The sequence below is a fragment of the Bifidobacterium phasiani genome, assembly GCF_019331775.1.
Lineage (GTDB): Bacteria > Actinomycetota > Actinomycetes > Actinomycetales > Bifidobacteriaceae > Bifidobacterium > Bifidobacterium phasiani.
This window is the reverse complement of record NZ_JAHBBD010000003.1, coordinates 131,653-145,861: the sequence shown is the minus strand read 5'-3', so window position 1 is coordinate 145,861 and position 14,209 is coordinate 131,653. Positions and strand designations below refer to the sequence as shown.

The 14,209-nt window shown below is 67.3% G+C and carries 10 protein-coding genes; 5 read left to right on the top strand and 5 right to left on the bottom strand.

Annotated features, from left to right (window positions below; genetic code table 11):
* Positions 1 to 9: 9 nt before the first annotated feature.
* Genes KIH73_RS02420 through KIH73_RS02410 form a run of 3 tightly spaced genes read right to left on the bottom strand, consistent with a single transcriptional unit; the run spans position 10 to position 3,106 of the window.
* Positions 10 to 885 carry a carbohydrate ABC transporter permease gene (locus KIH73_RS02420; protein ID WP_219080166.1) on the bottom strand — a complete coding sequence of 292 codons (876 nt, stop codon included), beginning with the start codon at positions 883 to 885 and terminating at the stop codon, positions 10 to 12.
* A gap of 15 nt (positions 886 to 900) precedes the next feature.
* Positions 901 to 1,818, bottom strand: coding sequence for a carbohydrate ABC transporter permease (locus KIH73_RS02415; protein ID WP_219080164.1), 918 nt, complete (start codon positions 1,816 to 1,818; stop codon positions 901 to 903).
* Positions 1,819 to 1,852: 34 nt separating this feature from the next.
* Complete coding sequence (locus KIH73_RS02410) at positions 1,853 to 3,106, bottom strand: ABC transporter substrate-binding protein (protein WP_219080162.1); 1,254 nt, start codon at positions 3,104 to 3,106, stop codon at positions 1,853 to 1,855.
* A gap of 415 nt (positions 3,107 to 3,521) precedes the next feature.
* Here KIH73_RS02410 and KIH73_RS02405 point away from each other — a divergent pair, with 415 nt between their 5' ends.
* From KIH73_RS02405 to KIH73_RS02385, 5 genes are all read left to right on the top strand, one after another.
* Entirely contained in the window at positions 3,522 to 4,532 is a 1,011-nt protein-coding gene (locus KIH73_RS02405) for a LacI family DNA-binding transcriptional regulator (RefSeq protein WP_219080160.1), read from the top strand.
* A 618-nt stretch (positions 4,533 to 5,150) separates the two neighbouring features.
* Positions 5,151 to 5,627, top strand: coding sequence for a MarR family winged helix-turn-helix transcriptional regulator (locus KIH73_RS02400; protein WP_219080158.1), 477 nt, complete (start codon positions 5,151 to 5,153; stop codon positions 5,625 to 5,627).
* Between the two features lie 58 nt (positions 5,628 to 5,685).
* Positions 5,686 to 7,638: an ABC transporter ATP-binding protein gene (locus KIH73_RS02395; protein WP_219080156.1), complete on the top strand. Its 1,953-nt coding sequence runs from the start codon at positions 5,686 to 5,688 to the stop codon at positions 7,636 to 7,638.
* A complete protein-coding gene (locus KIH73_RS02390; protein WP_219080154.1) occupies positions 7,635 to 9,527 on the top strand; it encodes an ABC transporter ATP-binding protein in 1,893 nt (630 codons plus the stop codon). The genes KIH73_RS02395 and KIH73_RS02390 overlap by 4 nt, the downstream gene beginning before the upstream one ends.
* A 472-nt stretch (positions 9,528 to 9,999) precedes the next feature.
* Positions 10,000 to 10,707, top strand: coding sequence for a carbonic anhydrase (locus KIH73_RS02385; protein ID WP_338023937.1), 708 nt, complete (start codon positions 10,000 to 10,002; stop codon positions 10,705 to 10,707).
* Between the two features lie 1,011 nt (positions 10,708 to 11,718).
* Here the strand turns inward: KIH73_RS02385 and KIH73_RS02380 are convergent.
* The gene (locus tag KIH73_RS02380) at positions 11,719 to 13,500 is read right to left on the bottom strand and encodes an FAD-dependent oxidoreductase (protein ID WP_219080152.1); all 1,782 of its coding nucleotides are present in this window, start codon (positions 13,498 to 13,500) and stop codon (positions 11,719 to 11,721) included.
* 21 nt (positions 13,501 to 13,521) lie between these two features.
* Complete coding sequence (gene ahpC, locus KIH73_RS02375) at positions 13,522 to 14,085, bottom strand: alkyl hydroperoxide reductase subunit C (RefSeq protein ID WP_219080149.1); 564 nt, start codon at positions 14,083 to 14,085, stop codon at positions 13,522 to 13,524.
* Between the last annotated feature and the right edge of the window lie 124 nt (positions 14,086 to 14,209).

The following is a 14,209-nucleotide window of genomic DNA, read 5'->3' as shown; positions in this document are numbered from 1 at the left end:
CTGCGAACGTCACTTCACGGAGCCCGCGACCATGCCTTCGATGAAGTACCGCTGCAGGAACAGGTACAGGATCACGATCGGCAGGGCGCAGATCAGCGCCGCGGCGGCGCCGACGCCCAGGTTGCTGGAGTTCGCCGAGAAGAAGGAGGCGACGCGCGGGGCGATCGTCTGCATCGACTGGTCGGTGAGCAGGTAGCTGGACAGCGCGTATTCGTTCCACACGCCCACGCTGGTCATGATGACGACGGTCGCCGTCACCGGCTTGAGCAGCGGGAGGATGAGCCGGAAGAAGACCGTGAACCTGTTGGCGCCGTCGACCATGCCGGCCTCGTCGATCGAGGGCGGGATGGATTTGATGAACGCCTGGTACAGGAAGATCGACAGCGGCAGGTTGCTCGCGGTGAGCACCAGGATGACGCCCCAGTACGAGTTCACGCCGCCGATCTGCACAAGGAACGAGTACAGCGGCACCAGGATGGACAGCGAGGGGATCATCATCAGGGCCAGGATGCCCGAGGAGACCAGCTTGTTGCCCCGGGTCTGGCGGCGGGCCAGCGGGTAGGCCGCGGCGGCGCCGAGCAGGCAGACCAGCACCGTGGTGAACAGCGTCACGATGGCGCTGTTGAGCATGGCGCGGAAGACGCCGCCCTGGGTGATCGCATCGGTGAAGTTGCTCCACTGGATGTCGTTGAACCTCGGGATGAGGGTCGCCGACATGTCGTCGGAGGGTTTCGTCGACTGGCAGATGGCCAGCCAGAACGGCACGAGCTGGATGAGGCAGAACACGATCAGGCACAGGTAGATGGCCCAGTGCCCGCGGGTGCGCGTCTTCCGGCCGACGATCGTCACGCCGTCGGCCGCGGCGGCGTTCTTGGATGTGCTCATTTCGATCGCTTCCTCTCAGGATTCCCAGTTGAGCTTGTCGAGGCCCTTGTTCATCAGCGTCGTCACGATGGCGATGAGGACGAACAGCACGACGCCGATGGCCGACGCGTAGCCCGCGTTCTGATTGTCGAAGTACTGGATGCTGATGTACGTGGACACCGAGTTGGTCGAGTAGCCCGGACCGCCGCCGGTCAGCACCTTGATGACATCGAACAGCTTGAGGCCGCCGATGAGGTTGAGGACCACGCTGGTGGTGAACGCCGGGGCCAGGCCGGGCATCGTGATGTTCCAGAACATCTTCCAGCCGCTGGCGCCGTCCAGACTCGCGGCCTCGACGACCGACTGGTCCATGCCCTGCAGGCCGGCCAGGTAGATGATCATCGACGTGCCGACGTACTGCAGCGAGTTGACCAGCAGGATGATGATCACCGCGTTCGTCGAGTTCTCGAACCACACCACGCGGTCGAGGCCCAGCCACACGAGGATCGCGTTGAGCGCGCCCTGCTGGTACTGGAAGATGAAGTAGTACATCGTGCCCATGATGACCGCGGAGATCAGCGCGGGCAGGTAGATGATCGCGCGCATCAGGTTGCGGCCCTTGATCCTCGCGTTGAGCATGAGCGCCAGGCCGAGGCCGAGCACCTGCTGCAGAATCGTGGAGCCGATGCCGTAGATCAGCGTGTTGATCAGCGTGGTCAGGAAGTTCCTGTCGCGCAGGATCGTCATGTAGTTGGTGAGCCCGACGAAGATCTTCTCCGGGTTGTAGCCGTCCCAGCTGTACAGCGAGATGGCGAAGCCGGAGATCAGCGGGTACAGCAGGAACAGCACCAGCAGGATGATCGCGGGCAGGTAGAACAGGTTGATGGATGTGCCGGCGAGGCGCTGCCTCAGCGTCTTGCGGCCGGCGGTCGCGCTCGATGACCGTGATGACATAGGGTCACGCTCCTTTCGTGGATGTCCGCAGCGCTCAGGCGGTCTTGCGGTAGAGGCTGATGAACGAGGTCTCCATCTGCTCGGTGGCGCCCTCGGGGTCGATCTGGCCGGTGATCAGGCCGTCGGCCGTGGTGGTCATCGTGTTCCACATGCCGTTGGGCAGGTAGACGCGGTCGAAGATCGGGATCGTGCGGGTCTGCCGTTCGTTCACCCAGTAGTCGTAGCTGTCGGCGACCACGCCCAGCGACGGCTCGACGTCGTCGAAGGCCGAGGCGTTGTTGACGACCGGCGCGAATACCGCCATGTTCTCGGGCTGGGCGACGAAGTCGATGAACTCGAGCGCGAGGTCCTTGCTGGCGCTGGTGTTGGAGACGCCGAGCGCGTAGTCCTCGCCGGTGACCAGATACGGTTCGCCGGTCTGGGACGGGAAGGCGATGAAGCCCAGGTTGGCGTCCGGATCGTACTGCTGCACGGTCTGGGTCATGCCGTTGGTCTGGAACGCGAAGGCCAGGTCGTCGGTGGCCATGAGCCGGGCGATGTCGTCGGAGGTGGCGGAGGTGTAGTCGACGTTGAAGTAGCCGGCCTCGCGCCAGTCGGCGATCATCTCGGCGAGCTGGGTGAACGGCTCGGCGGGAAACTCGCCGTCCTGCAGCCGTTCGAGCTCGTCATCGGTGTAGACGCCGGGCGCCGCGTAGTCGATGACGTTGCCGCCGGTCCAGGTCTCCTTGCCGGAGGCGCCGATGCAGGTCTTGCCCAGGGCGGCGACCGCCGCGCAGGCGTCGGAGAAGTCGTCCCAGCCGTCGATGGCGAGCGGGTCGACGCCGGCCTCCTGCAGCACGTCCTTGTTGTAGATGATGCCGGTCACCGCGATGTCGAGCGGCAGGGCGTAGAACGCGCCGTCCTCGTCGCGCATCGAGGTGTCCATGACGTCGTTGAGCCGGTCGGCCCACGCGCGGTCCTGCAGCGGTTCCAGGAAGTTCGCGTACCGGTCGCGCGACCAGCCGTGGGTGTTCCAGATGTCCGGCGGGTTCCTGCCGGCCAGGCGCACGCGCAGGTCCTGCTCGTAGGAGGTGGTGCCCGGCAGCAGGTTGATGGTGACGCCGGGATGCTCCTCCTCGAAGCGGTCGGCGAGGGTCTGCATGGCCTCCAGCTGCGCGCTGCCGGTGGACATGCCCGTCATCACCTCAAGCGTGTTGGGATCGTCCGAGGAACCGCAGCTCGACAGTGCGGACACCGCCAGCGTGCAGCAGAGCACGCCCGCGGCGATCCGCGTCGGGGTTCGTTTCATTCGCTGCCTCTTTCTCGTGATGATTCGGAAGCGTCCGCGCTTCCGACCGGCCACATCATTGCGGCCCGGTATCTATAAGTTACTCCAGTAACTTACTTGTGTACAACTTCGGCGTGTTGTACTTTATTCCTTGGTTTTACAGCGGTTTTGCACGTAACGCACTTTACCGTAGGGAATATTTTGTTTTACTGGAGTAACTACCGTCGTCGCGTCGATTTCGAACCGGCGTCGGGCATCGGCCACCAGACGGACGAGAAGCCCGGCAGGCAAGACGCGACCGGACGGCACTGCGCCCGGCCGCCAGGCGGACGCGCGGCACGGCCACGCGGCGCAGGCGGCGACTAGGATGGCGAACAGACACGTCCGCCGCGCAGCGATGCGGCGGACGACGGCGGACGGACAGCGAGGAGGGACGATGGCATCGACCACGACGAACAGACGAGGCGGCCGATCGACCCGCGCGGACGTCGCCAGACTGGCCGGCGTCTCGGACGCGGTCGTCAGCTACGTGCTCAACGGCAACGACCGTAAGGTCTCCGACGCGACGGCCGCCCGCGTCCGCGAGGCCGCGGCCAAGCTCGACTACCGCCCCAACACCATCGCCCGCGCGCTGAAGACCGGATCGCTCAAGATGCTGGGCATGATCATCCCGGAGATCACCAATCCGCACTTCGCCGAACTGATCAACGCGATCGAGGCCGAGGCCATGCGCCGCGACCGCACGCTGGTCCTCAACCTGTCGCACAGCGACGCGGCCACCGAACGCGACCGCGTGAACCAGCTGTTCGACCGCGGCGTGGACGCGCTGTTCTTCTCCCCGGCGCAGACCGACGCCGAACTCGGCGACCTCATCCGGCAGGGCCGCCGGATCGTCGCACTGGATCGCATCTACCCGATGCCCGGACTGAAAAGCGTGGTCACCGACTTCGCGGACGCCACCCGGACGATGACCGCCCACCTGCTCGGCCACGGCTACCGCCGCATGGTCATGCTCTTCGGCGACGCCGCCGACAGCCCCGACCCACGACTCCAGGGGTGGAACGCGGCGCACCAGGAGGCCGGCCTGCCGACCGGGAGGATCGTCCAGTCGTTCTTCACCCGAGAGGACGCCTACCGGGCCACGTCACGCCTGCTCGACGACGCCGACGCGCGCCCGGACGCCGTATTCGCCGCATCCGACCTCGAGGCCATCGGCGCGCTGCGCGCGATCCACGAGCACGGGCTGCGCGTGCCCGAGGACATCGCGCTCGTCTCGTTCGACGGCACCGAGGAGACGCTGTACTCCTGGCCCCAGCTCACAACGATGCGCCAGGACATCGCGGCGCTCGCCAGGCACGCCGTCAACGCCGCCATCGACCCGGACTCCGAACCCGACCTGCGCCTCATCCCCGCCGAGCTCGTCGTGCGCCACTCCTGCGGGTGTTGAGCGCGAGGGCGGGACGATTCCGGCGCCATTGCGGTGCCGCCGAGCGCGACCGATCCCGGCAGCACCACCACATGCACAATGTGTCTTTGGGAGACCGACGACGCCATCGCAACGCCTCCGAGCGCACGATCCCCAGCATTACCACATGCACAATGTGTGTTTGGGGGTCGCAGACTTTGGGGGATGGTCCGCGGGCTTTGGTGATTTGGCGCCGTTCTCCGCAGACCATCCCCCAAAGTCTGCGGCACGCGCCCGACCGCGACCCACGCACCCGACCACGACCCGAGATCCGCGCCGCCCCAGCCATCACAACCCACACCACACACCCAATCGCCGCCACGCCCCCGCCCCGACCACAACCACGCCCCACGCCCACACGATTACAACCACCGCCACGACGACCCGAGACCAACGCTCACCCCGTCCGCCACAGTCTGCGCCACACGACCAATCACCCCGCGCCACACGCGCTGTTGCGATTATCCGAAACCGGATTATCATGGATAAGGATTATCCGAACTTTGACAAACCAGCACGCCGCGGCGGCCTCAAGGCACCGCGGCGTGCTGTGCGTCCAAGCCAGGTTCGGCGGCTTCATAACTGAACAGGAGAACGACGATGGACGACAACGCTTCGTTGCTGCTTGAGCGGTTCAACCGCTCTTGGAAGGAAATCGACCGCGTCTACCACGAGATCGCCCGCCGCAGCGGGCTGTCCGACTGCGCGTTCTGGATCCTGTACGCGCTGAAGGACGCACGCGCCCCCATGCTGCAGAACGATCTCTCGCAGGTATGGCTGTACAGCCGGCAGACCGTGTCATCCACGCTGCGCCAGCTCGAGGAACGCGGGCTGGTCGACGTGCGCTACGCCTCCGGCAGTCGGCGCGACAAGGAGATCGCGCTGACCGAGCAGGGCATGCGGTTCACCGACACCTACATCGAGCCGGCCATGGCCGCCGAGAAGCAGGCGCTGACCGCGCTCGGCCCGGACGACAGCGATACGCTGCCGCGGGTCATCAACCGCTACGCCGCCCTGCTCAACCAGGCGGTGGACGACCGCTGCGCCTCGCTGCCGCCCGCGGAACGGCACGCGTAGGCACCCACGACATCCGCGCAGAACGAGTCGAGAAAGACAAGAAAGGAGCGACATCCGCATGAGACTGCTGCTACGGTTCCTCAAACCCTACAAGGGCCTGCTGGCGGCGACGATCATCGCACTGCTGCTGGATGTGGCCGGCGCGCTGCTCATCCCCACGATCCTCGCGGAGATGATCAACGTCGGCGCCACGAACGGCGGCCTCGACCATATCATCACCTACGGCGGGGTCATGCTCGCCATCACCGTGCTGTCCGGCGCGGGCGCGCTGGCCGGCAGCTGGCTGTGCGCGAAGCTGTGCGCGAACGTGGGCCGCGACATCCGCGACGCGCTCTACGACGCCTCGCTGGGCTTCTCGGACGGCGACTTCAAGGAGTTCGGCACCGGCTCGATGATCACCCGCACGCTCAACGACGTCAACGTGATCCAGCAGACGCTGATGATGGGCCTGCAGATCCTGCTGCCCGTGCCGATCATGTTCGTGATGAGCGTGGCGCTGGCGTTCTCGATCGACGTGCAGATGGGCTGGCTGCTGCTGGGCATCGTCGTCGTGGTGTCGGCCCTCGCCGCGGTCATCGTGTGGAAGGCGGCCGGCATCTTCGAGAAGCTGCAGAGCTTCATCGACCGCATGAACGTGGTGCTGCGCGAGAACATCACCGGCGTGCGCGTCATCCGCGCCTTCGGCCGCGACCGCCACGAGATCGGGCGTCTCGACAAGTCGTTCTCCGACTACGCGAACAACGCGATCCGCGTCAACTACCTGTTCGCAGGACTCGACAGCTTCACGTTCTTCCTGATGAACATCGCCATCGTGCTCGTCATCTGGATGGGCGGCGACCGCGTCGGCGTGCACGCGATGCAGATCGGCGACATCACCGCGCTCATCGAGTACGCGATGATGGTGCTCTTCTACATCATGATGGCCCAGTTCGTCGCGCTGATGGTGCCGCGCGCCATGATCTGCATCGGCCGCGTGCGCGCCGTCGTCGAGAAGACGCCGAGCATCCGCGACGGCCGGCCGACCGAGGCCTCGACCCGCGAGGCGACGCGGGCGTGGGTCGGCCAGACCGACGACGGCCGCGAGATCGCGCCGCAGCCCGACGCCGCGACCGGCGCCGCGATGACGCTGGAGGAGATGGCCCGGGCCCGCGCCGCCGACGACCCGAACCCGAAGGTCGCCTGCTTCAACCACCTCTCGTTCCGCTTCCCGGACGCCGAGGAGGACACGCTGCACGACCTGACGTTCTCGTGCCGCCGCGGCCAGACCACGGCGATCATCGGCCCGACCGGCTCCGGCAAGTCGACCGTGGCGCGTCTGATGCTGCGCCTGCTCGACGCCACCGACGGCCGCGTGCTGCTGCACGGGCGGAACGTCAAGGACATGACCCAGCACGAGCTGCGCGAGCACATCGCCTACGTGCCGCAGAAGGCGTGGCTGTTCTCCGGCACCATCGCCGACAACCTGCGCTACGGCAACCCGGAGGCGACCGAGGAGGAGATGTGGCACGCGCTGGAGGTCGCGCAGTCCGGCTTCGTCAGGGAGCTGCCGCTCGGCCTGAACACCCGCGTGGCCCAGGGCGGCACGAACTTCTCGGGCGGACAGCGCCAGCGCCTGGCCATCGCCCGCGCGCTGACGAAGAAGGCCGACCTGTACATCTTCGACGACAGCTTCTCGGCGCTCGACTTCGCCACCGACGCGGCCCTGCGGCGCGCGCTGGCCATCGAGGTCAAGGACGCCGCGATGCTGATCATCGCGCAGCGCGTGAGCACGATCGTGCACGCCGACCAGATCATCGTGCTGGAGGACGGTCACCTGCGCGGCCGCGGCACGCACGAGGAGCTCATGCGCACCTGCCCGACCTACCAGGACATCGCCCGCTCGCAGATGCGCGCCGAGGACCTCGCCGAGTTCGACGACGCGCGGCCTGCCGCCCTGTCCGGCGACCGGACCGCCGGACAGACCACCGACCAACCCACCGACCAGTCCGCCGGAAAGGAGGAGACCCGATGAAGCAGACCACGGAACAGGACGAGACCCGCCCCGCCAACCCCGACGGCTCGGCCACCGACACCCCGAACGATCCGGTCGTCCAGTCGGACCTCGCCGCGGACGAGGAGGAGCTTGAGGTCCCGCGCGACCTCAAGGCGACGATCCGCCGTCTGTGGGACTCCGCGCGCGAGCAGCACTGGCGGCTGTACGTCGTCGCCGCGGCGCTGGTGTTCTACGTGATCCTGACGCTGGCCGGCCCGATCTACACCGCCTACCTGATCGACCTGCTGTGGGACAAGATCCAGGCGGCGTGGAACGGCGGCGAGCAGTTCGCGATCACCTGGACGGACGGCGGCATCCAGATCATGGGTCTGCTGCTGCTGTACACCGTGCAGTGGGCGTTCTACTCGACGCAGACCTTCGTGATGGCGAGCTTCGCCGAGCGTCTGAACCTCAAGCTGCGCAACCAGGTGGGCGTCAAGCTCACCAAACTGCCGCTGAAGTACTACGACGCCCACCAGCCCGGCCGCATCATCAGCCGCGTGACCAACGACCTCGACAAGACCAGCGAGGTGCTGCAGACCGGTCTGCTGCGCCTGCTGACGGCGGTCGGCAACGTCATCGGCGCGTTCGTCATGATGTTCGTGATCAACCCGTGGCTCACGCTGATCTTCCTGGTGTTCGCCGCCAGCACGACGTTCGTCACCAAGTTCGTGGCGCACAAGACGCTGGTGCTCGCCGCGGAACGGCAGCGCAGCGTCGGCATCCTGACCGGCCACGTCGAGGAGGCGTACTCCGGACGCACGATCATCCGCGCGTTCAACCAGGAGGACGCCAGCTCGCGGCGCATCCACGAGGCCGCGCAGGACCTGGCCGACGCCTCGCGCCGCGCCGACTTCATGACCAACGCGATCAACCCGGCGATCCGCCTGATCGTGCGCATCTCGCAGGTCATCATCGCGGTGCTCGGCGGCTTCTTCATGCTGACCGGCTCGCTGACGATCGGCACGTTCCAGGCCTTCTTCCAGTACATCAACCAGGCCTCGGAGCCGCTGACCGAGATGTCGTTCATGATCAACAGCCTGCAGTCGGCGCTGGCGTCGGTCGAGCGCGTCTTCGACATCCTGGACGAGGAGGAGATCGAGCCCGAGCCGGCCGAGCCCGAGCACGTCGACGAGCCGATCCACGGCCGCGTGGACTTCGAGCACGTCAGGTTCGGCTACGACCCCGACCGCCTGCTGATGAAGGACGTGTCGTTCACCGCCGAGTCCGGCCACCGCACGGCCATCGTCGGCGCGACCGGCGCCGGCAAGACGACGCTGATCAACCTGCTGATGCGCTTCTACGAGATCGACGGCGGCCACATCCGCCTCGACGGCGTGGACACGCACCGGATGGACCGCGCGGACCTGCGCCGGCACTTCGGCATGGTGCTGCAGGACGCGTGGCTGTTCGACGGCACGATCGCCGAGAACATCGCCTACGGCCGCCCGGACGCGACCCGCGAGGAGATCGTCGCGGCCGCCAAGATGGCCCGCGTCGACTACTTCGTGCGCACGCTGCCCGACGGCTACGACACCCGCCTGTCGAACGACGCGGAGAACATCAGCCAGGGGCAGCGCCAGCTGCTGACCATCGCCCGCGTGATCCTGTGCGACCCGAAGATCCTGATCCTCGACGAGGCGACGTCCTCCGTGGACACGCACACCGAGAAGGAGATCGGCAAGGCGATGGACACGCTGATGCACGGCCGCACGAGCTTCGTGATCGCGCACCGCCTGTCCACGATCGTGGACGCGGACCTCATCCTGGTGATGGACCACGGCACGATCATCGAGCAGGGCACGCACAGCGAGCTGCTCGCCGCCGACGGCGCCTACGCCAAGCTGTACAACAGCCAGTTCGCGTAGCGCGATTCGGCCCGGCTCCATGCGAACGCGGCCCGGTTCCGGTTGGGGATCGGGCCGCGTTCGCGTATGGGACGAGACCGGTGGATCCGCAAGGCCCGAATCCATACACATTGTGCCCGCGCGCCGCACCGCCGACGCACGGCAATACAGCACGTCACGCACCGCATACCATACGCGCCGCACGCCGACGTGCGCCGCCGGAGCACCACGGCAATGCGCCATCGCCGCACCACTCATGCCGCCAGCCCCAATGCACCGTCACCGGCACGCACCGGCAACCAACGCTCAGGTGCGCGCTCAACGTCGTCGACAACGCACCGCCGCCGCACGGCGGCAACGCGCCGGAACACGTGGCATCCGGCCGAACATCGGGCGCGGCGGGTACTATCGCACCGTGAACCGGAAAACGCGGCCGGAACCGGGCCGCGCACGCACGACGGCGGCATCCGCCACCAAGGGGCACGACATGGACATGCAGGGCGATCACATGCAGGGCGAGGACGCACAGGGCGCCATCAGGGAATCGACCGCGAACGCGACGTGGAGCCGCATGCTCGCCGGCAACCGGCGCTTCGCCGAGGGCAACGCCGAGCATCCCTGGCAGGACCGGGAGACGCGCGAGTCGCTGCTGGAACGGCAGACGCCGGACGCGGCCGTGCTCGCCTGCGCGGATTCCCGCGTGCCGCCGGAGATCGTCTTCGACGCCGGGCTGGGCGACCTGTTCACGATCCGCAACGCCGGCGAGATGGTCGACGACGCGACGCTGGCGTCGCTGGAATACGCGGTGGACAAGCTGCACGTCAGCCTGATCGTCGTGCTCGGGCACGAGGGCTGCGGCGCGATCAGCATGGCGATCGACGCGCTGGACGAGCTGATGGGCCGCGCCGGCAAGGCGACCGAGGAGTCGGTGTCCGCGGCCGACGGCATGGAGGACCTCGCCGAACGCATCCTGCAGGCGGATTCGATCATCCTGCGGCAGGCCGGGTTCTCGGTGTGGCAGGCCCGCGAGGCGGAGCTGGAGAACCCTGACGACTACGAGCGCGTGCACATCGCGCACACCATCGAGGAGCTGGTCACCCGTTCGCACATTGTGCAGGACGCGCTGGCGAACGACCGGCTGATGATCGTCGGCGCCCGCTACCAGCTGGAATCCGGCAAGGTCGAGGTGCTCAGCTTCTGAAGGTCGAGGCGCCCGGCTTTCAGGCGTCTCACCACCTTCATAGGTACCACTGCCTTCATAGGCGCCACCACCTTCATAGGCGCCACTGCCTTCGTAGACGCCCTACTGTCTTCATAGGTGCCTCACTGTCTTCATCCTTGGCGTTGCGTCCCACAACGCCCCGGGCATCGCACCGCGCCATGCTGCGTGGCCGCCTGCATGCCGTAGAGTATTCGCTCAATACCCCGGGCATCGCACCGCGCATAGTGCGTGGCCGCCATAAGCCGCCTCGGACCATACCGTACCGTGGTACGCAACCGCCACGAGCCGCCCTAGACCGCACAGTACCGTACCGTGGTACGGTACGGAATCACGAGCCTTGGAAATCCGCCATTCCTGATCGGCTTCCGTACCACGGTACGGTACGGAACACCGCAAAAGACGCTTACGGGGCACGGTACCGTACCCCCGACGCATTCACACACCGCACACCCGACACATCATCACACCCATCTCACCCCCGCGCTCAGCACGCCGACGCACCAACACACCCGCACACCCAACACTCAAGATCCAGCACGCCAACACCCGCACCTCACAAACACAAACAAGGTCACACACCCACCCAAAGCACAACCACAAACCATTGCATATAACGCTGCTGGACCCTCGGTCCGGCGCCACTGGCGTCGGTTTTGGTTGGTAAACAACGGTGCGACTGCGTTTTACCCGACGCTGGGCGATGCCCAGTGTCGGTTCGGTAGCACAGGTGCCGCCGCGAGTGCTACCGAACCGACGCCGGAACGGAAGACGGCTTTGGCGCGCACGACACGTCCGCATGAGACCGCATTCCGACCCCTGGTCCCGAAAACCATGATGCTCCATGGCCTCCCACACCCAACCGCACACACGAAAACCGGAAGAGCTCCATTACGCCCATCCAAAATAGACAAGGCCATGCGCCCCCACAAACACGAAGGGCCGTGCGCCCCGGCATCCCGGAGCGCACGGCCTTGTCGCCCAACCCGCAGGTCAGACGCCGAGCAGGTCGAGCATCTGCGCGACGTTCTTCTTGCCGAATTCCACGGACTGCGACCCGTCGGCCCGCGTGATGACGATGCACGGCACGCTCATCACGTTGAACCGGTCCTTCAGCGCCGGGAAGTGCGCCACGTCATAGGCCTCGGCACGCACGTTCGGGTTCGCCGCCGCGATGCGCTGCGCGGCGAGCACCGTGTCCGGGCACATTGTGCAGGTCAGCGAGACCAGCAGCATCACGTCCACCGGCTCCGCGATCGACGCGATGCGCGCGGCGGCGTCGGCGTCCACGGCCTGCCCCGGACCGGCGGCGTTGTACAGCCCCAGCACGAAGGAGTTGAACTCGTGGCCGGTCGGCACGCCGTGGAAGGCCAGCCCGGTCGGCGTGACCGTCCCGTCGTCGCCGACCGTGCACATCCGCACGCACGGGCGCAGGGCCGGCATCGAGCCGGCATCGACCCCGCCGGGCACCACGCCGTCACGCGCGGCACCGGACGCGCCGGCGTCGCCCGCGACGGTCTGCATCGTCAGCCGTCCGCCGCTGAGCGCGCACAGCTCGCCGATGAACCCTTCGAGCTGCCCCGACAGCGCCGAATCGTCCGTCTCCACCCGCAGCACCAGCGGGCGCGCCATCCGGCCGAAGACCACATCGAGCTGCTTGCGGACCGCGTCGCCGAAGAACCCGGACGACTTCGCCCCGCCCGCCGACGCGCCGCGGGCCGCGGCCGGGGCGGGGGAGGTGCCGGACTTCGCGGCATCGGCGGCCGCTCGGCGCTCCTCCTGCTGGTACGCCGTCTCGGTGGGGCGCGGCGGCGTCAGACCGGTCCGCTCGCTCATCTGCGAGGCGTACCGCTCCAGCTCGACCGCGGCGATCGCGCCGTCGGCCGTCGCCGTGACCACCTGGCGCAGGTTCTTGACGCGCAGGTCGCCCGCCGCGTACACGCCGGGCACCGAGGTCTCCAAGTAGCCGTGCGTGACCACGTAGCCCTGGTCGTCGAGCTCGACGACGCCGCGCACCAGGTCGGTGGCGGGCACGTAGCCGGCGAACACGAACACGCCGAAGGTGCCGCCGTCCGCCGGACGCCAGGTCTCGACCGCGCCGGACGACGCATCGCGGATGGTCGCCTCGGTCAGCCCGCCCTGCCCGGCGGCGACGCCGTCGAGCACGGTGTGGTACCGCACCTCGATCTTCGGGTTGCCCTTCGCCTCGGCCGCCACGGCCGCGTCGCAGGTGAAGTCGTCCTCGCGCACCAGGATCGTCACCTTGCTGGCGTACTTGGTGAGGAACACGGACTCCTCGGCGGCCGCGAACCCGCCGCCGACGACCAGCACCTCGCGCCCGGTGAAGAACTCGCCGTCGCAGGTGGCGCAGTAGGCCACGCCGCGGCCCGCGTACTCGTCCTCGCCGGCGAAGCCCAGCCTGCGAGGGCTCGCGCCGGTCGCCAGCAGCACGCCGAAGGCGCGCAGGTCGCCGCGCGAGGTATGCACGGTCTTCACGTCGCCGTCCACGTCGAGGCCGGTGACCTCGGCGCTGAGGAATTCGGCGCCGAAGTCCTGCGCCTGCCGGCGCATCGTGGCGGTCAGCGCCTTGCCGCTGGTCGTGCCGACGCCCGGATAGTTCACCACCTCGTCGGTGATCGTGATCTGGCCGCCGAAGTCGGCCTTCTCCACGATCAGCACGCGGTAGCGCGCGCGGGCCAGGTACAGCCCCGCGGTCAGGCCGGCCGGGCCGCCGCCGATGACGACGACGTCATACAGATCCTTGTCCTGGGTCATATCGTCCCGATCCGACCCCGATCAGAGCTGGCCGACCAGGTCGAGGGTCGGCTCGATCGTGTCGTCGCCGGGCTCCCACTTGGCCGGGCACACCTGGTCGCCGTGCTCGTAGACGAACTGCGAGGCCTGGACGCGGCGCAGCAGCTCGTCGGCGTTGCGGCCGACGTTCGAGGAGATCACCTCGTAGGCCACGACCTTGCCCTCGGGGTTGACGATGAAGTCGCCGCGCTCGGCCTGGCCCAGCTCCTCGTTGTAGGTGTCGAGGTCGCGGGCGAGGGCGCCGGTCGGATCGGCGAGCATCGGGTACTGGATCTTCGCGATCTTCTCGTTCGCGTCGTGCCACGCCTTGTGCACGAAGTGCGTGTCGCAGGACACCGAGTAGATCTCGCAGCCGATGGCCTTGAAGTCCTCGTACTTCGCGGACAGGTCCTCCAGCTCGGTCGGACACACGAACGTGAAGTCGGCGGGGTAGAAGAAGAACACCGACCAGTGGCCGAGCACGTCGGCCTTGGTCACCTCGTGGAACGCGTCGTTCTGGTACGCGTTCACGGTGAAATCAGCGAGCTCATGCTGCAGAAGGGTCATGATCATTCCTTTCGACGGGGCGCTTCGCCTCCTCGCGGCCGCCGGCGGCGCCGGTCTGCCGGCCGCGTCCTGCGCCTCTTGGCTCCCATCCTATCCGCGGCCCCGTGGCGCGACCACCACCGAC